At 60.9% G+C, this 20,887-nt stretch carries 19 protein-coding genes and 2 tRNA genes; 13 read left to right on the forward strand and 8 right to left on the reverse strand.

What is annotated here, in order from left to right; translation table 11 throughout:
- Positions 1 to 73: 73 nt before the first annotated feature.
- Positions 74 to 2,500: a membrane-bound PQQ-dependent dehydrogenase, glucose/quinate/shikimate family gene (locus FJQ89_RS27030; protein ID WP_168208532.1), complete on the reverse strand. Its 2,427-nt coding sequence runs from the start codon at positions 2,498 to 2,500 to the stop codon at positions 74 to 76.
- Between the two features lie 99 nt (positions 2,501 to 2,599).
- Here FJQ89_RS27030 and FJQ89_RS28135 point away from each other — a divergent pair, with 99 nt between their 5' ends.
- Both FJQ89_RS28135 and ppa read left to right on the forward strand, forming a co-directional pair.
- Positions 2,600 to 2,746, forward strand: coding sequence for a hypothetical protein (locus FJQ89_RS28135; RefSeq protein ID WP_168208533.1), 147 nt, complete (start codon positions 2,600 to 2,602; stop codon positions 2,744 to 2,746).
- Positions 2,747 to 3,124: 378 nt separating this feature from the next.
- Positions 3,125 to 3,667: an inorganic diphosphatase gene (gene ppa / locus FJQ89_RS27035; RefSeq protein WP_071078556.1), complete on the forward strand. Its 543-nt coding sequence runs from the start codon at positions 3,125 to 3,127 to the stop codon at positions 3,665 to 3,667.
- A 68-nt stretch (positions 3,668 to 3,735) separates the two neighbouring features.
- Here the strand turns inward: ppa and FJQ89_RS27040 are convergent, their stop codons facing one another.
- Positions 3,736 to 4,869, reverse strand: coding sequence for a GNAT family N-acetyltransferase (locus FJQ89_RS27040; protein ID WP_141173015.1), 1,134 nt, complete (start codon positions 4,867 to 4,869; stop codon positions 3,736 to 3,738).
- 91 nt (positions 4,870 to 4,960) lie between these two features.
- On the opposite strand from FJQ89_RS27040, the gene FJQ89_RS27045 reads away from it, so the two are divergent.
- Together FJQ89_RS27045 and FJQ89_RS27050 are read left to right on the forward strand one after the other, a co-directional pair.
- On the forward strand, positions 4,961 to 6,577 hold the full coding sequence (locus FJQ89_RS27045) for an NAD+ synthase (RefSeq protein WP_141172419.1): 1,617 nt from the start codon (positions 4,961 to 4,963) through the stop codon (positions 6,575 to 6,577).
- Between the two features lie 41 nt (positions 6,578 to 6,618).
- Entirely contained in the window at positions 6,619 to 6,957 is a 339-nt protein-coding gene (locus FJQ89_RS27050; protein WP_034758685.1) for a P-II family nitrogen regulator, read from the forward strand.
- Positions 6,958 to 7,111: 154 nt separating this feature from the next.
- On the opposite strand, the gene FJQ89_RS27055 is transcribed toward FJQ89_RS27050, so the two are convergent.
- From FJQ89_RS27055 to trxB, 3 genes are all read right to left on the reverse strand, one after another.
- Entirely contained in the window at positions 7,112 to 7,741 is a 630-nt protein-coding gene (locus FJQ89_RS27055; RefSeq protein ID WP_071078511.1) for a trimeric intracellular cation channel family protein, read from the reverse strand.
- A gap of 121 nt (positions 7,742 to 7,862) precedes the next feature.
- Positions 7,863 to 8,537 (reverse strand): Smr/MutS family protein, encoded by a 675-nt coding sequence (locus FJQ89_RS27060; protein WP_141172420.1) that lies wholly within the window; start codon positions 8,535 to 8,537, stop codon positions 7,863 to 7,865.
- Positions 8,538 to 8,544: 7 nt separating this feature from the next.
- Positions 8,545 to 9,498: a thioredoxin-disulfide reductase gene (gene trxB / locus FJQ89_RS27065; RefSeq protein ID WP_141172421.1), complete on the reverse strand. Its 954-nt coding sequence runs from the start codon at positions 9,496 to 9,498 to the stop codon at positions 8,545 to 8,547.
- 215 nt (positions 9,499 to 9,713) lie between these two features.
- On the opposite strand from trxB, the gene FJQ89_RS27070 reads away from it, so the two are divergent.
- From FJQ89_RS27070 to FJQ89_RS27080, 3 genes are all read left to right on the forward strand, one after another.
- Complete coding sequence (locus tag FJQ89_RS27070; RefSeq protein ID WP_141172422.1) at positions 9,714 to 12,074, forward strand: DNA translocase FtsK; 2,361 nt, start codon at positions 9,714 to 9,716, stop codon at positions 12,072 to 12,074.
- A gap of 5 nt (positions 12,075 to 12,079) precedes the next feature.
- Positions 12,080 to 12,736, forward strand: a complete 657-nt coding sequence (gene lolA, locus FJQ89_RS27075) for an outer membrane lipoprotein chaperone LolA (RefSeq protein ID WP_243136301.1) — start codon at positions 12,080 to 12,082, stop codon at positions 12,734 to 12,736.
- Positions 12,737 to 12,806: 70 nt separating this feature from the next.
- Entirely contained in the window at positions 12,807 to 14,114 is a 1,308-nt protein-coding gene (locus FJQ89_RS27080; RefSeq protein WP_141172423.1) for a replication-associated recombination protein A, read from the forward strand.
- 2 nt (positions 14,115 to 14,116) lie between these two features.
- On the opposite strand, the gene FJQ89_RS27085 is transcribed toward FJQ89_RS27080, so the two are convergent.
- Both FJQ89_RS27085 and FJQ89_RS28140 read right to left on the reverse strand, forming a co-directional pair.
- Positions 14,117 to 14,854 carry an NAD-dependent epimerase/dehydratase family protein gene (locus tag FJQ89_RS27085; RefSeq protein WP_141172424.1) on the reverse strand — a complete coding sequence of 246 codons (738 nt, stop codon included), beginning with the start codon at positions 14,852 to 14,854 and terminating at the stop codon, positions 14,117 to 14,119.
- Positions 14,851 to 15,141, reverse strand: a complete 291-nt coding sequence (locus FJQ89_RS28140) for a DUF2917 domain-containing protein (RefSeq protein WP_168208534.1) — start codon at positions 15,139 to 15,141, stop codon at positions 14,851 to 14,853. The genes FJQ89_RS27085 and FJQ89_RS28140 overlap by 4 nt, the downstream gene beginning before the upstream one ends.
- Before the next feature lie 180 nt (positions 15,142 to 15,321).
- Between FJQ89_RS28140 and FJQ89_RS27095 the strand changes: the two genes are divergently transcribed.
- The 5 genes from FJQ89_RS27095 (at position 15,322) to FJQ89_RS27115 (ending at position 19,048) form a co-directional block, all read left to right on the forward strand.
- On the forward strand, positions 15,322 to 16,743 hold the full coding sequence (locus FJQ89_RS27095) for an aminotransferase-like domain-containing protein (RefSeq protein WP_141172426.1): 1,422 nt from the start codon (positions 15,322 to 15,324) through the stop codon (positions 16,741 to 16,743).
- A 149-nt stretch (positions 16,744 to 16,892) separates the two neighbouring features.
- Positions 16,893 to 17,096 carry a hypothetical protein gene (locus tag FJQ89_RS27100; protein WP_141172427.1) on the forward strand — a complete coding sequence of 68 codons (204 nt, stop codon included), beginning with the start codon at positions 16,893 to 16,895 and terminating at the stop codon, positions 17,094 to 17,096.
- Between the two features lie 134 nt (positions 17,097 to 17,230).
- Positions 17,231 to 18,520 (forward strand): serine--tRNA ligase, encoded by a 1,290-nt coding sequence (gene serS / locus FJQ89_RS27105; protein ID WP_141172428.1) that lies wholly within the window; start codon positions 17,231 to 17,233, stop codon positions 18,518 to 18,520.
- 78 nt (positions 18,521 to 18,598) lie between these two features.
- Positions 18,599 to 18,688 (forward strand) — tRNA-Ser (locus FJQ89_RS27110).
- Positions 18,689 to 18,958: 270 nt separating this feature from the next.
- Positions 18,959 to 19,048, forward strand: a tRNA-Ser gene (locus FJQ89_RS27115).
- Positions 19,049 to 19,084: 36 nt separating this feature from the next.
- Here the strand turns inward: FJQ89_RS27115 and FJQ89_RS27120 are convergent.
- On the reverse strand, positions 19,085 to 19,675 hold the full coding sequence (locus FJQ89_RS27120) for a hypothetical protein (protein WP_141172429.1): 591 nt from the start codon (positions 19,673 to 19,675) through the stop codon (positions 19,085 to 19,087).
- Between the two features lie 132 nt (positions 19,676 to 19,807).
- Between FJQ89_RS27120 and hisC the strand changes: the two genes are divergently transcribed.
- On the forward strand, positions 19,808 to 20,866 hold the full coding sequence (gene hisC, locus FJQ89_RS27125) for a histidinol-phosphate transaminase (RefSeq protein ID WP_141172430.1): 1,059 nt from the start codon (positions 19,808 to 19,810) through the stop codon (positions 20,864 to 20,866).
- The last annotated feature ends 21 nt before the right edge of the window (positions 20,867 to 20,887 follow it).

The following is a 20,887-nucleotide window of genomic DNA, read 5'->3' on the forward strand; positions in this document are numbered from 1 at the left end:
AAAAAGCCGTTCAGTGCAGACTGAACGGCTTTTTTTTGTGCGCACTGCAGGACGCAGTGCGCTGCTAACTAACTTACTTCTTCGGTACGGCAGTGCCTTCGGGCAAGGCATACGCGATCAGGGTGTCGCTCATCTTCGTGCCCAGCGAACCGTGGCCGCCAGCCATGACGACGACGAACTGGCGTCCCGACTTGTTCGACACATAGCTCATTGGCGTAGCCTGGCCGCCGGCCGGCAGGCGCGCTTTCCAGAGTACTTTGCCGTTGCTGACATCGTAGCCGCGGATGTAGTAGTCGAGCGTGCTGCTGAGGAAGGTCACGCCACCACCGGTGGTGACCATGCCGCCCAGGCTGGGCACGCCCAGTGGCAATGGAATCGGCACGGGACCGCTGTCGCGCGTGGTGCCGTTCTTGTGCATCCACACTTTTTTCATGGTGCGCAGGTCGACGGCGGCCACATAGCCCCACGGCGGTGCCTGGCATGGGAAGCCCAGCGGTGACAAAAAGGCCTTGATTTCCACGGCGAACGGTACGCCCGTCTGTGGCTGCAAGCCCATTTCGCCCCCCGTGCCGCCCTTGGCCGTCGTTTCGGCGCGTGGCACGAGTTTTTCCAGGAAGCCCATGTAGTCAGGGTTGACGATCAACAATTGGCGCACGGGGTCGATGGCCGCGCCGCCCCATTCGAAGATACCGAGCGGGCCCGGCGAGATGACGGCGCCCTTGCCAGCCGTTTGCGGCGTGAACGGGCCTTCATAGCGGCGTTCCTTGAAGATGATGCGGCAGGCGAGCTGGTCGAACGGCGTGGTGCCCCACATGTCCGCTTCGCTGATATTGCGCTCAGGCAAGAAGGTCAGGGCCGAGAACGGCTGCGTGGGCGACAAGGTGTCGCCAGCGGCAGGATTGCTCGTCGGCACAGGTTTTTCCGGCGCCGGCACGACCAGGCTGCCATCGCGGCGGTCGATCACATAGATGTCGCCGCGTTTCGTCGTGGCAACAACCGAGGGAACTTTGCCTTTCGGCGTGTCGATGTCGACCAGCGAAGGTTGTCCGCCGATATCCATGTCCCAGATATCGTGGTGCACGGTCTGGTACACCCAGCGCACTTTACCCGTCGCCAGGTCCAGCGCGACGATGGCGCTGTTGAATTTCTCGCCATTCTTGTTGCGGTTGCCGCCCCAGGTATCGGGGGTTTCATTGCCCATCGGAATGTACACCATGCCCAGCTTTTCATCGATGCTGGCCACGCCCCACGAATTGGGCGAATTGTTGGTGTAGTTCTTGCCTTCAGGGAAGGGCTTGGTATCTTCCGGCGTGGCCGGGTCCCAGTTCCACAGCAGCTTGCCGGTGACGGGATCGTAACCGCGGATCACGCCCGATGGCTCTTCCGTCGAATGGTTGTCCGTCACGCTGGCGGCGATCACGGCCACGTTTTGCGCCACGGCCGGTGGGGACGTTGGCATCAGGAAACCGCGCTTGATCATGGCCATGTTTTTATACAGGTTGACGACGCCGTTGTTGCCAAAGCTCTTGCACGACTCGCCCGTATCGGCGTTGACGGCGATCATGGTGCCATCCATGGTCGGCGCCAGGATGCGGCGCGGGCATTCCATGCTGGCAGCTTCGGGGGCAGGGTTGTTTTTGGCGCGGCCCGCGTTCACGTCCCAGTACGCCACGCCGCGGCAGATCATGTGCTGGTAACTGGCCGCATCGCGGTTGATCTTCGGATCGTGGCGCCAGATTTCCTTGCCCGTATCCGGGTTCAGGGCGATGACGATATTGTGCGGCGTGCACAGGTACAGCATGTCATTGACCTTCAGCGGCGTGACTTCGTTGGCGATCTCGCCCGGGTCGTTCGGACCCTTGAAGTCGCCCGTGTGGTAAGTCCAGGCTTCTTTCAGGCCGGAAATATTGGCCGGCGTGATTTGCGCGGCCGGCGCATAGCGGTCGCCATAGCCGGAGCGGCCGTACGCGGACCAGTCGTTGTGCTCGACGCCGGGCGCCAGGTCGCCGCTGGCGGTGGCGGCCATGTTTTCGGCCGGCACGTCGCCATGCAGGTCATGGTAGTCCTGGAACAGGGCGATGACGCCAGCGATGACGGTCAGGGCCACGGCGGCGCAGAGGGCTGTCTTGCCCGCTTGCGGCTGTTTCTGGGCGGCAGGCGGGGCCAGGCGGCGGCTGACGAAGGGCAGCAGCAGCCAGACGGCGGCGACAAACCAGATATCGAGGCGCGGCAGCAATTGCCACCAGTCGAATTTCACTTCAATCACGGACCAGATGAGGGTGGCGATCAGCAGCAGCGCCATGAAGGCTTGCGCGCTGCGCTTGCCTTTGAAGACGAGCACGCCTGCGATCAGCATGCCTATGCCGGCCAGCAAGTAGTACCAGGAGCCGCCGAGCGTGGCCAGCCAGATGCCGCCGCCCAGCAGGGCGAGGCCGAACAGAACAAAAATAACGCCGGTGACCTTTAATAAAGGACCGGGCCGGAAAGAGGGAATCATCATATTCCTTTTTGCAAGGATTTATCGGTGGCGCGTTGATGCGCCATATTGAATTCAGGGAAAGCGTCGATTGCAGAATATACAAAGTTTGGAATCACCGGAATGTTGCAGTTTATCAGAATTGGTGATTTTCTTCTGGTGGCACCCTTTTTGGGCTGGGGCGCTATTTTAATCAAATACATGCTTCAAATAAGCGCAAATATTATGCTGGAAGAGTGGATTGCCGGGCTGCGCAGCCGTTCGGCGTAGCATGTTGAAGCGCCTGCATAATTATGCGAAGACATCGCTGGATTAATGGTGATGAAATTGTTGTTATAAATTGCTGCAATAAATACAATTCAGCATATAATAACCATGCCTTCTGCAGGGTGATATTGAAATGAAAATACACAGGTATTCAAGGTATTATCTGCTGGGTGGTCGTAGTATTACTTAAGTGTTTCTACTTATTGTTTCCGGCGGCCTGTTTATTCTTTCGCTGGCAGGTTGCGGGGACCGGCGGAGCGTGCCTGCCACTGTTGTTGGCTTGTTGCGCAAAACGCCGGCGTGCCGCTGCTGCATCGCACAAGCCGCCTGTACTTCGCTATAATTGCGCGGTTAAAACACAATCCGCTAATGAGGAACCCCATGAGTTTGAATAACGTCTCTTCCGGCCGCGACCTGCCGAACGATTTCAACGTCGTCATCGAAATCCCGATGAATGCCGATCCGATCAAGTACGAAGTCGACAAGGAAAGCGGCGCGATCTTCGTCGATCGCTTCATGGGTACCGCCATGCATTACCCATGCAACTACGGCTACGTGCCGAACACCCTGTCGCCGGACGGCGACCCGGTTGACGTGCTGGTCATCACCCCGTTCCCGCTGATCCCGGGCGTGGTCGTGCGCTGCCGTCCTATCGGCGTGCTGAAAATGACCGACGAGTCGGGCGAAGATGCGAAAGTGCTGGCCGTGCCAGTCGACAAGGTCCTGTCGATCTACAGCCACTGGCAAAAGCCGGAAGATCTGAATGAACTGCGTTTGCGCCAGATCCAGCATTTCTTTGAGCACTACAAAGATCTGGAAAAAGGCAAATGGGTCAAGATCGACGGCTGGTATGGCCCTGACGTGGCCAAGGAAGAAATCCTGAACGGCGTCGCCGCCTACAAGGCAGATGCTGCAAAAGCATAAATAACGGGGCGCTTCACTGCCGCTCACCGTTCAAAACGCTCCCCGCCAGCCATGGCCGGGAGCGTTTTTTATGCACGAAACGGGCTGTGCTCGTTCAATTCATCGAGGTAGGCATCGATGCCGCCCCGTTCGCGTTCGAGGAAGCGCTGCACGGCGTCGGCAAAGGCCGGGTGCGCCAGCCAGTGGGCCGACCAGGTCTTTTGCGGCAGGAAGCCGCGCGCCATCTTGTGCTCGCCCTGGGCGCCGCCTTCGAAGGTGGCGATGCCGTTGGCGATGCAAAATTCCAGCGGCTGGTAGTAGGCCGTCTCGAAATGCAAGCAGGGCACGTGTTCGAGCGCGCCCCAGTAGCGGCCATACAGGGTGTCCTTTGTATGGATCACCAGCGAGGCGGCAATGGCCCGGCCTTCGCGTTCGGCGATCACCAATAAAATGTTCTGCGGCATGCTGGCACCGATGCGCTGGAAGAACTCCAGGCTTAAGTACGGCGACGAGCGGTGTTCCGCATAGGTATTGCTGTAGCAGCGGTGGAACAGCTGCCAGTCGGCATCCGTCGCGTCCACGCCGCGTACCTGGCGCAGGGTCACGCCCGCTTCCTGTACCTTGCGCCGCTCGGCGCGGATATTCTTGCGTTTCTTGTGTTCCAGGGTGGCGAGGAATTGCTCGAAATCCGTGTAGCCGGGATTGAGCCAGTGAAACTGCACGCCACTACGCATCAGGTAGCCAGCTTGCTCCAGCTGGCGCGCTTCGCTTTCCGGCGGGAACAGGATGTGGCAGGACGACACTTCGGCCGCTTGCTGCTGCGTCTGCAGGAAGGCCAGCAGGGCGGCGCGTGCCTGGTCATCGCGGGCCAGCAAGCGCGTGCCGCTGACGGGCGTAAAGGGAATAGCGGACAACAGTTTCGGGTAATATTCCAGGCCATGCTGCTGATACGCGTCGGCCCAGGCCCAGTCGAACACGTATTCGCCATACGAATGCATCTTCAGGTACAGGGGCAGGGCGGCGGCCAGGGTCTCGCCTTGCCATAGCACCAGGTAATTTGGCTGCCAGCCCGTGTCCGCGCTGGCGCAGCCGGACTCGTGCAGCGCGTGCAGGAAGGCGTAGGAAAGGAAGGGAGTGGCGTCCGCCTGGCTGGCCAGCAGTTCAGACCAGGCCGCTTCGCCAATTTCAGCCAGGGTAGAGACGATAGCCGTGCGATAATTCATTGTTGTAGTGTGCATTCATCACTCTCGGGGCGCCGCCGTCGGCCTGCGCGCCCCTGTCTTGTTTAATAGAACGAAAATATCCATCATCATCATGACAGTCAAAGTCGCAATTGCTCAAATGAATAGTACGGTCGGCGATCTGGCCGGCAACCGTGCCAAGATCTTCGACCTTTCCCGCCGCGCCTTTGAAGCGGGCGCCGATATCGTGCTCACGCCGGAACTGTCGCTGGTCGGCTATCCACCCGAGGACTTATTGCTGCGCAATGCATTCTACGCAAAAACGCAGGAAGCGTTTGCGGCGCTGGCCGCGGACCTGGCGCAGTTCACCGATTTGCACGTGGTGGTGGGCTTGCCCCTGCAGGACGAGAAGGGCGTGCGCCACAATGCCGCCTCCGTGCTGCTGAACGGTGAAGTGCTGGGCACCTACCGCAAGCACGATTTGCCGAATACCACCGTTTTCGATGAAAAACGCTATTTCACCTCGGCGGACCAGGCTTTCGTGTTTGGCGTGAAGGGTGTGCGTTTCGGCATCAATATCTGCGAAGACACGTGGTTCGAGCACGCGCCCATGCGCGCCCGCGCGGCCGGCGCGCAAGTGCTGCTGGTGCCGAACGGCTCGCCCTACCACATGAACAAGCAGCATCTGCGCTATGAAACCATGCGCAGGAACGTCAGCGCGCAAGGCATGGCCCTCGTGTACGCCAACCTGGTCGGTGGCCAGGATGAGCTGATTTTTGACGGCGACTCGTTTGTCATGGACGCGGCCGGCACCATTTGCGCCCAGCTGCGCCACTTCGAGGAAGACTTGCAGCTGGTCGAGTTCGACGGCGCCACGCCCGTGCCGCAGGCCCTGGCCGCCCCGTTGACGACGGAGGCGCAGGTGTATCAGGCGCTGGTGCTGGGCGTGCGCGACTACATAGTCAAGAACGGTTTCCCTGGTGTGCTGATCGGCATGTCGGGCGGCGTCGATTCCGCGCTGACCCTGGCCATCGCCGTCGATGCGCTGGGCGCCGACAAGGTGCGCGCCGTGATGATGCCGTCGCAATTTACGGCCGATATCTCGTGGATCGATTCGCGCGACATGGTAAAACGCCTCAATGTGCGCTACGATGAAATTCCGATCAAGCAAACCTTCGACGCCTTCCGCGCTACCCTGGCCGGCGAGTTCGCGGGACTGGCGGAAGACGCGACGGAAGAAAACATCCAGGCGCGCATCCGTGGCACCTTGCTGATGGCCCTGTCGAACAAGCATGGCAGCATCGTGCTGACGACGGGCAACAAGAGCGAGATGGCTGTCGGCTATTGCACCCTGTACGGCGACATGGCGGGCGGCTTTGCCGTCATCAAGGATATCGCCAAGACCCTGGTGTACCGCTTGTGCGCCTGGCGCAACAGCATCTCAAGCGTGATTCCCGAGCGCATCCTGACGCGCGGACCGTCGGCCGAGTTGCGCGCCGACCAGCTGGACCAGGATTCCTTGCCGCCGTATGACGTACTCGACGGCATCATGCAGCTGTACATGGAAGAAAACCGGCCGATCGCCGAGATTATCGAGGCTGGCTACCCGCCGGCCGATGTGGCCCGGGTCACGCGCCTGATCAAGATCAATGAATACAAGCGGCGCCAGTCGCCGGTGGGCATCCGCGTCACGCACCGTGGCTTCGGCCGCGACTGGCGCTACCCGATTACCTCGAAATTCTACGAATAAGCAGCCATCTGTCCACAATCCAACAATTTTAAGGAGTAGCCATGAAACAGATTACCGCCATCATCAAACCATTCAAGCTCGACGAAGTACGCGAGGCCCTGGCCGATGTGAACGTGACGGGCTTGACCGTGACGGAAGTGAAGGGCTTTGGCCGCCAGAAGGGCCATACCGAGCTGTACCGTGGCGCCGAGTACGTGGTCGACTTCTTGCCGAAAGTCAAAGTCGAAGTGGTGGTGGACGACAGCGTGTCGGAACTGGTGGTCGACGCCATCATCAAGGCGGCCCGCACGGGCAAGATCGGCGATGGCAAGATCTTCGTGCGCGACGTGGAGCAAGTCATCCGCATCCGCACGGGTGAAACGGGTCCGGACGCGGTGTAAGTCTGGGTCAACAATGTTGTCGGATTACGGCTCTTCGAGCCTAATCCGACCTACGTGTAGCAATGTGTGTCATGCCGTAGGTGGGCTGAGCGCGCCAGCGCGTAAGCCGACGCTGCTGAGCCACCAAAGCTGCCGAATTGCGCAGCAGCGCGCTTCACCGCCCCAGCCGCATGTCGAATTTCCAGCATATCAGGCGCAGAATCGTGATGCCGCTGGCGCTGGTCCACAGCGCGAAGTCGTGCTGGGCGCCGAAGTGCATTTGCAATAAATAAGCCCAGCAGCCGAAAAACGCGCAGATGGCGTACGGTTTGCCGTCGCGAAACACCATCGGCACTTCGTTGCAGACGATGTCGCGCATCACGCCGCCAAAAATCCCCGTAATCACGCCCATCATCGAGGCGATAAAGATCGGCATGCCGGCGCGCATCGCTTCGGCCACGCCGGCGATGGCAAACATGCCCAGGCCGATGGCGTCGGCGATGACGATCAGGCGCTCCGAGACGATCTGGCGCAAATGCTGGATCAAGGGCGCGGCCGTCAGGGCCAGCACGAAAATCAGAATCGCGTATTCCTGATGCGAGACCCAGAACAGGGGCCGCTTGTCGAGCAGGATGTCGCGCAGGGTGCCGCCGCCGAACGCCGTGATGAAGGCCACGACGAACACGCCGACCAGGTCCATGCGCTTGCGGCGCGCTTCGATGAAACCGGAAAATGCGCCCACCAGGATGGCGATGACCTCGATGATCTTGATCAGCGAGCCAGGTGGCAATTGGGGTGGCATCATGGGTGGAGCGCTTGAGCAGGAAATAATTGTCACAGGTTAACATGACATGGCCCCGAATGGTGACAAACGGGGCCGTGTGCAGTGCGGAACTTGTTATTGAATTGTGATCTTGCTGTCAAGGCTAGCGAATGGGCTGCAGCGCTGCCGAGAGCAGCACGACGAGGGCGCCATCGCCCCCTTCGGAACGGCGCGCCTGGCAAAAGGCGACGACTTCATCCTTTTGCACGAGCCAGCTGTGCACCATCGATTTCAAGACCGGTTCCTGGCCTTTCGAGCCAAAACCCTTGCCGTGGATCACGCGCACGCAGCGCAGCTTGCGCCGCGTCGCCTGGTTCAGGAAGGCGCTGATGCCGTCGCGCGCCTCGTCGCGGCGCAAGCCGTGCAAGTCCAGCTCATCCTGGATGGGCCAGTGGCCCTTGCGCATCTTTTTGACCACGTCCGGTCCCACGCCGGGGCGGGCGTAGTTCAGGGCCGGATCGTTTTCCAGGTAATGGTCGACCTCGAACAAGTCCGACAGCGACTCGCGCAGCACGGCCGCATGGTCCTCTTCCGGCGTCAGCTTGCGCGCCGGCTGCTGGGCCGCCATGGCACCCGCCTTGGGCAGGCTGGGCACGTAGCGGTCCGACTCGGGCAGGCGCTTGACGCCGCCGATGCTGGCCTTGAACAAATTGCTTTCCACGGCCTGCACCTTGACCTGTTGGGCGCGTTCAGCCGCGGCTTGCGCGCGCGCATCGGCCTGCTCCTTGAGCTGCTTGCTGACCGCTTTCAGGTCGGCAAAGTCTTTCATCGACGCCATGCGACGCTTACTCCTGGCCTTCCAGGTAGCGCTGGGCGTCCAGTGCTGCCATGCAACCCGTGCCGGCGCTGGTGATGGCCTGACGGTAGATATGGTCTTGCACGTCGCCGGCGGCAAACACGCCTGGCGCGCTGGTGGCGGTGGCCATGCCTTCCAGGCCGGTTTTTGTCTTGATGTAGCCGTTGTGCATGTCCAGCTGGCCTTCGAAGATGCCCGTGTTCGGTTTGTGGCCGATGGCGATGAACACGCCGTGCACGTTCAATGCTTCGACCTTGCCGTCGATGGTCGACTTGATGTTCAAGCCCGTCACGCCGCTGTCGTTGCCCGTCACTTCATCCAGTGTGTGGTTATATTTCAACACGATCTTGCCTTCGGCAACCTTGGCGTTCAGGCGGTCGATCAAAATGGCTTCGGCGCGGAACTTGTCGCGGCGGTGGATCAGCGTGACTTTATTGGCGATGTTCGACAGGTACAGCGCTTCTTCGACGGCCGTGTTGCCGCCGCCGACGACGGCCACTTCCTGGTTGCGGTAGAAGAAACCATCGCAGGTGGCGCAGGCGGACACGCCCTTGCCCATGAATGCCGCTTCCGATGGCAGGCCCAGGTATTGCGCGGATGCGCCCGTGGCGATGATCAGCGTGTCGCACGTGTATTCGTGGCTGTCGCCCTTCAGGCGGATCGGCTTTTCGTTGAGGAAGGTGGTGTGGATATGGTCAAACACGATTTCCGTATTGAAACGCTCGGCGTGCTGCAGCAAGCGTTGCATCAGGTCCGGGCCTTGCACGCCCATCGGGTCGCCGGGCCAGTTTTCCACGTCCGTGGTGGTCATCAATTGACCGCCCTGTTCCACGCCGGTGACCAGCATCGGGTTCAGGTTGGCGCGGGCGGCGTAGACGGCGGCGCTGTAGCCGGCTGGGCCGGAGCCGAGGATCAAAACGCGGGCGTGTTTGGTAGTGGTCATGGGAGGCTTCTCTATGAGTGGGGTCTGTCCGAATTGGGGGCATACGCGCGAAGAACAAGGGCGTATTGCGCTTGCGCAAGCAATCTACGATTATAGACCAAGCCGCCTGTAGCGACGAATCGTGGGGCCGTCCGGGGCATATATGGCTTAGAATACTTCCTTATTATGGGAAATTCCCTTTCAGAAACATTTATCACCTTGCAGCGCTTCCCAGAATGACTAAACCAGCCCAGGCCAATCAAAATAGCTACACCCGTAAACCGGTCGAACGCCGGCCTCTGCCGAACCGGCTGGTACGGCTGCTGTCCGAGGCGCGCTGGTTCGCGCTGGCCGCGTTTGCCCTGTATTTCGTGCTGATACTGGCCAGCTTCAACAAGCTCGACCCGGGCTGGTCGCACGCGACCTCCGTCGACAAGGTGGCTAACCTGGGCGGCAAGCTGGGTGCGACCTTCTCCGATTTGTTGCTGTATATCTTCGGCTTTTCCGCCTGGTGGTGGTGCGTCTGGCTGCTGCGCACGGTATGGAATGGCTATCGCCGCCTGAGCAAGCGCTTCCTGCTGGAAGAGGAAGAGGTGGAGCGCGAGCACCATGTCGAGATGCTGATCCGCATCGTCGGCTTCTCCATCATGCTGATCGGCAGCATGGGCCTGGAATACCTGCGCTTGGCGAAAAGCCTGCACGTGCAGCTGCCGCGCGAGCCGGGCGGTGTGCTGGGCCAGCTGGTGGGCCACTCGGCCCACGTGGCCTTCGGCTTCACCGGCGCCACCTTGCTGTTGCTGCTGCTGTTCGGCCTGGGATTCAGCCTGTTCTTCCACGTTTCCTGGTTGCAAGTGGCCGAGCGCATCGGCGGCACCATCGAAGACGCCTTCAACTGGTTCGTGCTGCGCTACCAGGATCGTGAAGACCGCCGCCAGGGTGAAGTGGCCGCCGTGCGCCGCGACGAAGTGGTGGTCATCGAACGGGCCAAGCACGTGGAAAAGCATGTGGCCGCGCCGCCCGTCAAAATCGAGCCGCAGGTGGTGACCGTGGTGAAATCGGAGCGCGTGGAAAAGGAGCGTCAGGCGCATCTGTTTGAAACCCCCGGCGACGGCAAGCTGCCGCCGCTGTCCCTGCTCGACGAGGCGCCGCCCGTGGTGGAAACGGTGTCCGTGGAAACGCTGGAATTTACGAGCCGCCTGATCGAAAAGAAATTGTCGGACTTTGGCGTGGATGCCAAGGTAGTGGTCGCTTACCCCGGCCCCGTGGTGACGCGCTATGAAATCGAGCCGGCCACGGGCGTCAAAGGCAGCCAGATCGTAGGCCTGGCGCGCGACCTGGCCCGTTCACTGTCGCTGACGTCGATTCGTGTGGTGGAAACCATTCCCGGCAAGAATTACATGGCGCTGGAACTGCCGAACAGCAAGCGCCAGATCGTGCGCCTGACGGAAATCCTCGGCTCCAAGGTCTACAACGATGGCGTGTCCAGCCTGACGATTGCGCTGGGCAAGGATATCGCCGGCAAGCCCGTCGTGGCCGATCTGGCCAAGATGCCCCACTTGCTGGTGGCCGGTACCACCGGTTCCGGTAAATCCGTGGGCATCAATGCGACGATTTTGTCGCTGCTGTACAAATCCGATCCGCTCGACGTGCGCCTGATCCTGATCGATCCGAAGATGCTGGAAATGTCCGTCTATGAAGGCATCCCGCACTTGCTGGCGCCCGTCGTGACCGACATGCGCCAGGCGGGCCACGCGCTGAACTGGGCCGTAAACGAGATGGAACGCCGCTACAAGCTGATGAGCAAGATGGGCGTGCGTAACCTGGCCGGCTACAACGCGAAGATTGCCGACGCGAAAAAGCGCGAAGAACACATCCCGAATCCGTTCAGCCTGACGCCGGACTCGCCCGAGCCGCTGGAGAAACTGCCGACCATCGTCATCATCATCGACGAGCTGGCCGACTTGATGATGGTGGTGGGCAAAAAAGTCGAGGAATTGATCGCGCGTATCGCACAAAAGGCGCGCGCCGCCGGTTTGCACTTGATTCTGGCCACGCAGCGCCCATCTGTAGACGTGATCACGGGGCTGATCAAAGCCAACATCCCCACGCGTATCGCCTTCCAGGTCTCGTCGAAGATCGACTCGCGCACGATTCTCGACCAGATGGGCGCGGAAGCCTTGCTGGGCATGGGCGACATGCTGTACATGCCGCCCGGCACCGGTTTGCCGATGCGCGTGCATGGCGCGTTTGTGTCGGATGAAGAAGTCCACCGTGTTGTCAGCTATCTGAAGCTGCAGGGCGAACCGAATTACATCGAGGGCATCCTCGAAGGCGGCACCCTGGAAGGCGATGGCGCCGAAGGCGGCGCGCCGGGTGAGGGTGGCGGCGAGGCCGATGCCCTGTACGACCAGGCGGTGGCGGTGGTGCTGAAAAACCGCCGCGCCTCGATTTCGCTGGTGCAGCGTCATTTGCGCATCGGCTACAACCGCGCCGCCCGTCTGCTTGAGCAGATGGAGCAGAGCGGGGTGGTATCAACCATGCAATCCAATGGCAACCGGGAAATCCTGGTGCCGGCGGCAAGTAGTGAACAAGGGTAAACAGAATGAAGAATACGACTTTCGCAACAAAAATGATCATCGGCGCGGCCAGCGTCGCCTGCAGTCTGCTGTTCGCCGCCAGCGCCTCGGCCAGCGCGCTGGAGCAGTTCAAGAGCTTTGCCGCCGGCACCAAGTCGGCCAAGGGCGAGTTCGTGCAGCGGCAAGTCAAGAAGGCGGACGCCAGCGGCAAGGCGAAAGTATCGACCCCCGCCAGCGGCACGTTTGAATTCGCCCGTCCAGGCAAGTTCATCTGGACCTATCTGAAACCGTATGAGCAATTGCTGCAAGCGGACGGCGACAAGCTGTATATCTACGACAAGGATTTGAGCCAGGTGACGGTCAAGAAACTGGGCGACGCGCTCGGTTCCTCGCCAGCCGCCATCTTGTTCGGCAGCAACGACCTGGAAAGGAATTTCACCCTGGCCGAAGCGGGCACGCGCGATGGCCTGGAATGGCTGAAAGCGACGCCTAAAGCCAAGGATACGACCTTCGACGAAATCACCATCGGCCTGCGCAATGGCGTGCCCGAAGCGATGGAGTTGCGCGACTCGTTCGGGCAGACGTCGGTGCTGGCGTTCAAGAATTTCCAGAAAAATCCAGCCTTGTCCGCGAACCATTTCAAATTCGTGATGCCAAAAGGCGCAGACGTCATTAATAACTGATTGTAGACCTCTTGTTGTTGACCGGCCTCGCAGCGATGCGGGGCCTTTGCATTCTTACCCGGTAAATACTATGGCGGATCTTTTTTCCACCGCACCGCGCCAGCCGCTGGCCGAAGCCTTGCGGCCTGCTACCCTCAACGAGGTCATTGGCCAGACGCATTTGCTGGGCGTGGGCAAGCCGCTGCGTCTCGCATTCGAGGCGGGCAAGGCCCATTCGATGATCTTGTGGGGGCCGCCCGGCGTGGGCAAGACCACCTTGGCGCGCCTGATGGCGAACGCTTTCGACAGCGAATTCATCGCCCTGTCGGCCGTGTTTGCCGGCGTGAAAGATATCCGCGCAGCCATGGACCAGGCACGCCATAGCCTGGACCAGTTCGGCAAGCACACCTTGTTGTTCGTCGACGAAATCCACAGGTTCAACAAGTCGCAGCAGGATGCCTTGCTGCCCTTCGTCGAATCGGGCCTGGTGACGTTCATAGGCGCGACGACGGAAAACCCCAGCTTCGAAGTCAATTCGGCGCTGCTGTCGCGCGCGCAAGTGTATGTGTTGAAATCGCTCAACGAAGACGAGATGAAGCTGCTGCTGGCCAAGGCGCAAGCGACGGCGCTGACGCACCTGACGTTTGACGAGGCGGCCGCCGACACCCTGATCGGCTATGCCGATGGCGATGCGCGGCGTTTCCTGAACTTACTGGAACAGGCCGAGACGGCCGCCAGCTCGACGGGCACGACGAAGATCGACGCGGCCTTTGTCGACAATGCGCTGACCCTCAATTCGCGCCGCTTCGACAAGGGTGGCGACAATTTCTATGACCAGATTTCCGCCCTTCACAAGTCCGTGCGCGGCTCGAACCCGGATGCGGCCCTGTACTGGTTTTGCCGCATGATCGATGGCGGCGCCGACCCGCGCTACTTGTCGCGGCGCATCGTGCGCATGGCCTGGGAAGACATCGGCCTGGCCGACCCGCGCGCCTTGACCATGGCCAACGACGCAGCGGCAACCTATGAGCGTTTGGGTTCGCCTGAAGGCGAGCTGGCGCTGGGCCAGGCCGTGATCTACCTGGCCATCGCCGCGAAAAGCAATGCCGGCTACAACGCGTTCAACACGGCCATGGCCTTCGTCAAGAAAGATAAATCGAAGGAAGTGCCCGTGCACTTGCGCAATGCGCCGACCAAATTGATGAAGGAACTCGGTTACGGCCACGCCTACCGCTACGCGCACGACGAACCCGATGCGTATGCGGCTGGCGAAACCTACTTTCCGGACGGCATGGCCGAGCCGGGCTGGTACCAGCCTGTGCCGCGTGGCCTGGAAAGTAAAATTGCCGACAAGTTGGCGTGGTTGCGCGAGCTGGACAGAAAAGCAGGCAAGGGCTGAGGCTACAGGCCCAGCAAGCTAAAACCGTCATCCTGCGGCGCGTAGCCGACCAGCTGGCGCGTCGCTTCGATGGATAGCCGCTTGTAGCGGTTGTCCGACACGCCATGCACGACGTGGTAGCCGGGCGGCACCTGCGCACTCACGCAGCAGGCCAGCAGCTGCACCACGTCGCGTTCGCTGATGAAGGCGGCGATGTCGCGCGCGCTGTGCTGTTGACCTGGCGCAAAGTGGGCCACGTTGGCGATGCGCACGGCAATCGCCGTCATGCCATGCTGGTGCGCGAATGCGCAGGCCACGCCTTCGCCGAAGGCCTTGCTGGCGCCATACATGTTGGCGGGCCGGGCCGGCATGTGCTCATGCACTTGCATATCGAGTGGATATCCCTCGATTGCTTGCGCGCTGCTGGCAAACACCACTCTTTTCACTTTCTTTACCTGTGCCGCGCGGAAGATGTTGTGCGTGCCGATGATGTTCGGCTGCAGCAATTGCGCATCGAAATCGGCGCTGGCGTGCGGCACGCCGGCCAGGTGCAGCACGACATCGGTATCCATGCAGGCGGCCAGGCAGGCGGCGTAGTCGCTCACGTCGAGCTGCATGGACGGGCAGGGCGCTTCGGCCAGCCCTTCCGTGTGCAGGTCGGCCAGGCGCAGGGAGAATTCCCCGTGCCGGCGCTTCCAGAAAACGGTGCCGATAACGCCGGCGGCGCCCGTGACGAGCACGCGCAATGTTGCTTGATTCATGTATTCCTTGTATTGAGTGTGTGAGGCCGTGCCAGGTTCAGCCAGCGCAGCAGGGCGGGGCGGGGAGCTGCCGTGGAATGCACGCGGATGCGTCCGCTGCCCACGGCTTCGACCAGCACCAGGCCGTCATTCGGTATCGTGTAGCGTTCGCCGCTGCGCAGCACGCAATCGTCGAACTGGGCGTAGGCCGTAATCCACGCCGTGCCGGACAGGCATTCGATGACCCTGGCGTGCGCTTTTTCCAGGCGCAAGGGCCGTTCGCTGCGTAATTCGTGGTCGGTATGCATGGCATCGCTCCTGTTGTGCTGACAGGAACAGCTTAGGCGCTTGCGGTGAACCATGACAGATGCAGGAAAACGAAATTGTGATGCATACAGTACATTTCGTCGTAGACTGTGCTTGTCAAAAAATCGGGCAACTGTATCTGTGCGGGCCGCGCGCGGCAGCCGCATACTGAAGGGATGAACATGAGCGCGCATTTGAATCTGTACGAGCACCTGGCCAACGAGCTGGGCGCCCTGATCGACTCGCGCGTGTTCGCGCCCGGCGACCGCCTGCCGTCGATCCGCCACCTGGCGCAGCAAAAGCGCATTTCCGTCAGCACGGTGATGCAAGCCTTGCGCCTGATGGAAGACCGGGGGCAGGTCGATGCGCGGCCCCAGTCCGGCTATTTCGTGCGCCACCGGGCGCCGCGCCGCCCGTGCAGTGCCGACGCCCAGCATTTGAAGGAGCCGGCCTTTGTCGGCATCAACAATCTGTTGATGCGCGTACTGAAAGACAATGAAACGGCGAATATCGTGCAGCTGGGCACGGCCTGGCCGCCGGACGAGATACTGCCCGTCAAGCGCATGCAGCGCACCATCAGCGCGGTGGCGCGGCGCGAACCCGCGTTATTGAGCAAGGTCAGCTGCTACGACGTCAGCGAAGGCAATTTCCTGCGCCAGGTGACGCGCCGCGCGCTGGACTGGGGCAAGCTGGACCCGCACGAGATCGTCGTGACGAATTCCTGCACGGAAGCGATCAGCCTGTGCCTGCGCGCCGTGGCCAGGCCGGGCGACACCATCGCCATCGAGTCGGCCACGTATTTCGTGCTGCTGCAGATGATAGAAAGTCTGGGCATGAAGGCGCTGGAAATTCCCACCGACCCGAAGACGGGACCTTCGCTCGATGCGCTGGAGCTGGCCCTGCGCGCCGGCCTCGTGCAAGCGTGTCTGTTCGTGCCGAATGCGAACAACCCGCTCGGTTGCGTCATGCCGGAAGCAAACAAGAAGCGGCTGGCGGGCCTGCTGTCGGAATTCAATATTCCGCTGGTGGAAGACGATGTATATGGTGACCTGTGCTTTGCGCCGCAGCGTCCCTGGCCCGTGAAGGCTTACGACACGAGCGGCAACGTCTTGCTGTGCTCCTCGTTTTCCAAGGCGATCACGCCCGCCTCGCGCGTGGGCTATGTGCTGGCCGGGCGCTTCGCGCAGGAGGTGGCCTTGCTCAAAACCGTGTCGAGCGGTGCCACCAGCCATTTCTTCCAGGCCGTGCTGGCCGATTTTTTGGAAGGCAGCAGCTACGACCAGCAGCTGCGCAAGATGCGGCGCACCCTGGTACAGCGCATCGCCCGCATGTCCGACGCCGTGGCGGCCAGTTTTCCGGCCGAGTGCATGCTGTCCGAGCCGCAGGGCGGTTTCGTGCTGTGGGTGCAGATGCCGCCGCAAGTCGATGCGCTGGCCCTGCATGGCCAGGCCATCGCCGACGGCGTGGCGTATATGCCGGGCCAGCTGTTCTCGGCCTCGGGCAAGTTCAGCAATTATCTGCGCCTCAATTGCGGCAATGCGTGGACGCCGCGCATCGAGCAGGCGATTGGCCGCCTGGGCCGCCTGGTGCATGAGGCCTTGTAACTATTGTCTGCGTTTCAGTCCCTGTTTTTCACCGTTCGCTCCCTGTTTTTCGCCGCTGGTCGCAAGCCGGTGGCGTTGTTTGTCGCCGTTGGCTAAAGTACCACCATACCAGCAGCAGTCAACGACGCAAACTAACCAGGAGTCACATCATGCACGCACTGAAAAACATGGAAATCACCTTTGTCGCCGCCGCCATCATCGCCATCGGCGCCAGCTTCGCCACCGCCGGCGCGAACACCGTGGAAGTGAGCGCCAGCAGCACCGTGATCGCTCAGGCTGTCGACAGCACCATGCCTGTCGTCACCGTCAGCGCCCGCCGCCTGACCGCTGCCGAAAAAGCCGCGTTTATCTGAGCACCGGTTGTAAAGCGGGCGCGAGTGCCTGGCCAGGCCGCCATGACGATGGTGGACCGTGCGCAAAACTCATCGAAGTGAACAGGGTCTTGGTACAATGAGTGCTTTCGATACATCGGCACCGCCATCCACCCATGATAGATATCCAACTTCTCCGTAAAGACATCGCCACCGTCGCAGAACGCCTGGCGACGCGCAATTTCCCGCTCGACGTGGCCGGTTTTACCGCCCTCGAAGCCGAACGCAAGGCGATCCAGACGCGCACCGAGGAACTGCAGGGCAAGCGCAACGCGCTGTCCAAGCAAATCGGCATGTTGAAAGGCAAGGGGGAAGACACCTCGGCCGTGATGGCGCAAGTGGCCGGCCTGGGCGATGAGCTGAAAGCCGATGAAGCAGCGCTGACCCTGGTGCAAGCCAAGCTGAGCGACTTCATCATGGCCGTACCGAATTTGCCGCACGAATCGACGCCAGCGGGCGAAAACGAAGCGGGCAACGTGGAAGTGCGCAAGGTCGGCACGCCGCGCAGCTTCGATTTCGAAGTCAAGGATCACGTCGACGTGGGTGCCCCGCTGGGCCTGGACTTCGAAGTGGCCACCAAGCTGACCGGTTCGCGCTTCTCCGTCATGAAGGGCGGCATCGCCCGTCTGCACCGCGCGCTGGCGCAGTTCATGCTGAACACGCACGTGGATGAGCATGGCTACACGGAATGCTATACGCCATACATGGTCAACGCCGACTCGCTGCGCGGCACGGGCCAGTTGCCGAAATTCGAAGCCGATCTGTTCTCGGTGAAAAAAGGCGGCGCGGAAGGCGAGGGCGAGACCTTCTACCTGATCCCTACCTCGGAGGTGTCGCTGACCAATATCGCGCGCGATGAAATCCTCGCGCTCGATCAATTGCCACTGAAAATGACGGCCCACACGCCATGCTTCCGCTCGGAAGCGGGCAGCTACGGCCGCGACACGCGCGGCATGATCCGCCAGCATCAGTTCGACAAGGTGGAAATGGTGCAAGTGGTGCACCCGGATACCTCGTACCAGGTGCTCGATGACATGGTGGGCCATGCGGAAGCCATTTTGCAACGCCTGGGCCTGCCATACCGCGTGATGTCGCTGTGCACGGGCGACATGGGTTTTGGCGCCACCAAGACCTTCGACTTGGAAGTGTGGTTGCCGGCGCAAAACACCTATCGCGAGATTTCCTCGCTGTCGAACTGCGAAGCCTTCCAGGCCCGCCGCATGCAGGCGCGTTTCCGCAACGCCGCCGGCAAGCCGGAACTGGTGCACACCCTGAACGGCTCCGGCCTCGCAGTGGGTCGCACCTTGGTCGCCGTGCTGGAAAACTACCAGCAAGCAGACGGCAGCGTCGAGATCCCGGCCGTGCTGCGTCCGTATATGGGTGGCCTGACGCATCTGAAGGCTTAAAAATAGTCCTTTTCTTTTTGTTGCGGGCTGCTATAATCTTGCCTTCTCGCAGCAATGCGAGGAAAGACCGCAGTAAATGGAGAGGTGGCAGAGTGGTCGAATGTACTTGACTCGAAATCAAGCGTACGTTAAATCGTACCGTGGGTTCGAATCCCACCCTCTCCGCCAGAACAAATAGAGAAAGCTCCCGCAAGGGAGCTTTTTTTATTTGTGCCGGCGGAAAGGAGTACGCCCCCTGCGGGGCGTACGCGTGGGATTCGAAGCCCCGCGCATATTTGCGCGGGGCTCTCCGAATCGCCCATATAGGTTTTGGTTTTAATTGCCAGCCCTCAGTTGCAAATCGCCAATAAAACCCCTACCCAACCCAACAACACCCATGCTAAAATAGCGCCTCATTCAAACCGGCACGCCAGTTTGAATGAATAGACCGCAGTAAACGGAGAGGTGGCAGAGTGGTCGAATGTACTTGACTCGAAATCAAGCGTACGTTAAATCGTACCGTGGGTTCGAATCCCACCCTCTCCGCCAGAATACATAGAAGAAGCTCCCGCAAGGGAGCTTTTTTTATACCCACGACATATGCAAGCCACCAGCGCAACAATGCAGGTAGAAAAACCGCCCAAAGCGCGCAGCGCAAGGCGTTTTTCCTCCGTTCAGGCTTTGAAAGCCAGCGCCGCCACGAACGCAAGCTAGTGCACCAGCCTCGCCACCGCAAACCTTCAAACCAGCAACATCCGTTTTCATCCCCCCGACATCCACCTTGATGCCAGCCACATCAACCTTCAAATCAGCAACATCCAGTTTTACACCAGCCATGTCTTTTGCGAGTGCGTTGACCTGCTCGTCCATGGTGCCATTCTCCGTGCGTTTCATTCCATGCTCCTCGCTTTTTTTACCCCTGTCAAACAGTGTCCCGAGGGTATCGTGCATGGCCCTGCTATTCTTTGCCAAGCGTTGCGCCAGTGCCGTCGCGCGCTGCAGGTCGACTATTCCTTCGCCCTGTAGCTGGTCCGTGGCAGTCTGTAACGCGACGGCGATCTGTTCGCCGGGGCTGGCCGCAACCTGCAGCCATGCATCGATCTTGCGCTGGCGTGCCTGTCGCTCCAGCGCATCAGGCCGCACCCTTGTATCGCTCAGCTTGTGCATGCTGTTCATGCCGCGTCCTCTTCGCCGGGGGCCTATGCCGATGCTGTCCACGCTACCCCTCGCCATCGCCGCCCACCTTGACCCCGCTCAGCCTATGGTAATCTACCGTATCCCATCCCGCCCTCATACCAAAGCAAAGCAATGAGCCGATTCTGGAGCACCATCGTCAGCGAGCTGACCCCCTACATCCCCGGCGAGCAGCCGAAACTGCCCGACCTGGTCAAACTCAACACCAACGAAAATCCCTACGGCCCGTCGCCGCAGGTGCTGGCCGCGCTGCACGAAGCAGCCAACGACAGCCTGCGCCTCTACCCGGACCCGTCCGCCAGCGAATTGAAGCAAACCCTGGCCGACTACCACGGCTTGAATAGCGCGCAAGTGTTCGTCGGCAATGGTTCCGACGAAGTGCTGGCGCTGGCCTTCATGGCCTTGCTCAAGCACGATGCGCCGCTGCTGTTCCCCGACATCAGCTACAGCTTCTACCCCGTGTATTGCAAACTGTATGGCATCGATTACCGCACGGTAGCGCTCGACGACGCCATGCGCATCCGCCCGGAAGACTACCAGGGGCCGTGCGGTGCCATCATCTTCCCCAATCCCAACGCGCCGACCGGGGTGGACTTGCCGCTGGCTGGCGTGGAAGCGATGCTGCGCGACCATCCCGACGCGGTGGTGGTGGTCGATGAAGCGTATGTGGATTTCGGCGGGGAAAGCGCCGTGGCCCTGGTCGAGCGTTATCCGAACTTGCTGGTGGTGCAGACGTTCTCGAAATCGCGCTCCTTGGCCGGCTTGCGCGTCGGTTGTGCCTTCGGGCATGCAGACCTGATCGAGGCGCTGGAAAGAGTCAAGAACAGTTTCAACTCGTATCCGCTGGACCGGCTGGCGCTGGCCGGCGCCGTCGCCTCGCTGCACGACGAAGCGTATTTCCAGCAGACGCGCCAGGCCGTCATCGCCAGCCGCGAACAGCTGGCGGCAGACTTGACTGAGTTGGGCTTCGAGGTGCTGCCTTCGGTGGCCAATTTCGTCTTTGCCCGCCACCCGCAGCACGACGCGGCGCAATTGGCGGCCGGCTTGCGCGCCCGCTGCGTCATCGTGCGCCATTTCAATGCACCGCGCATCAGTCAGTATTTGCGCATCAGCATCGGCAACGTAGGCGAGTGCGCAGCCCTGATGGCTGCCTTGCGCGAGCTGTTGTCGTGATGGCAGGCCTGGTACGGCTGC

The sequence above is a fragment of the Janthinobacterium tructae genome (assembly GCF_006517255.1).
Classification (GTDB): domain Bacteria; phylum Pseudomonadota; class Gammaproteobacteria; order Burkholderiales; family Burkholderiaceae_D; genus Janthinobacterium; species Janthinobacterium tructae.

Coding starts and splice junctions, on each gene's coding strand:
- FJQ89_RS27030 (WP_168208532.1), bottom strand. CDS start 2,500: ATGATGATTCCCTCTTTCCGGCCCGGTCCTTTATTAAAGGTCACCGGC.
- FJQ89_RS28135 (WP_168208533.1), top strand. CDS start 2,600: ATGTTGCAGTTTATCAGAATTGGTGATTTTCTTCTGGTGGCACCCTTT.
- ppa (WP_071078556.1), top strand. CDS start 3,125: ATGAGTTTGAATAACGTCTCTTCCGGCCGCGACCTGCCGAACGATTTC.
- FJQ89_RS27040 (WP_141173015.1), bottom strand. CDS start 4,869: ATGAATTATCGCACGGCTATCGTCTCTACCCTGGCTGAAATTGGCGAA.
- FJQ89_RS27045 (WP_141172419.1), top strand. CDS start 4,961: ATGACAGTCAAAGTCGCAATTGCTCAAATGAATAGTACGGTCGGCGAT.
- FJQ89_RS27050 (WP_034758685.1), top strand. CDS start 6,619: ATGAAACAGATTACCGCCATCATCAAACCATTCAAGCTCGACGAAGTA.
- FJQ89_RS27055 (WP_071078511.1), bottom strand. CDS start 7,741: ATGATGCCACCCCAATTGCCACCTGGCTCGCTGATCAAGATCATCGAG.
- FJQ89_RS27060 (WP_141172420.1), bottom strand. CDS start 8,537: ATGGCGTCGATGAAAGACTTTGCCGACCTGAAAGCGGTCAGCAAGCAG.
- trxB (WP_141172421.1), bottom strand. CDS start 9,498: ATGACCACTACCAAACACGCCCGCGTTTTGATCCTCGGCTCCGGCCCA.
- FJQ89_RS27070 (WP_141172422.1), top strand. CDS start 9,714: ATGACTAAACCAGCCCAGGCCAATCAAAATAGCTACACCCGTAAACCG.
- lolA (WP_243136301.1), top strand. CDS start 12,080: ATGAAGAATACGACTTTCGCAACAAAAATGATCATCGGCGCGGCCAGC.
- FJQ89_RS27080 (WP_141172423.1), top strand. CDS start 12,807: ATGGCGGATCTTTTTTCCACCGCACCGCGCCAGCCGCTGGCCGAAGCC.
- FJQ89_RS27085 (WP_141172424.1), bottom strand. CDS start 14,854: ATGAATCAAGCAACATTGCGCGTGCTCGTCACGGGCGCCGCCGGCGTT.
- FJQ89_RS28140 (WP_168208534.1), bottom strand. CDS start 15,141: ATGCATACCGACCACGAATTACGCAGCGAACGGCCCTTGCGCCTGGAA.
- FJQ89_RS27095 (WP_141172426.1), top strand. CDS start 15,322: ATGAGCGCGCATTTGAATCTGTACGAGCACCTGGCCAACGAGCTGGGC.
- FJQ89_RS27100 (WP_141172427.1), top strand. CDS start 16,893: ATGCACGCACTGAAAAACATGGAAATCACCTTTGTCGCCGCCGCCATC.
- serS (WP_141172428.1), top strand. CDS start 17,231: ATGATAGATATCCAACTTCTCCGTAAAGACATCGCCACCGTCGCAGAA.
- FJQ89_RS27120 (WP_141172429.1), bottom strand. CDS start 19,675: ATGAACAGCATGCACAAGCTGAGCGATACAAGGGTGCGGCCTGATGCG.
- hisC (WP_141172430.1), top strand. CDS start 19,808: ATGAGCCGATTCTGGAGCACCATCGTCAGCGAGCTGACCCCCTACATC.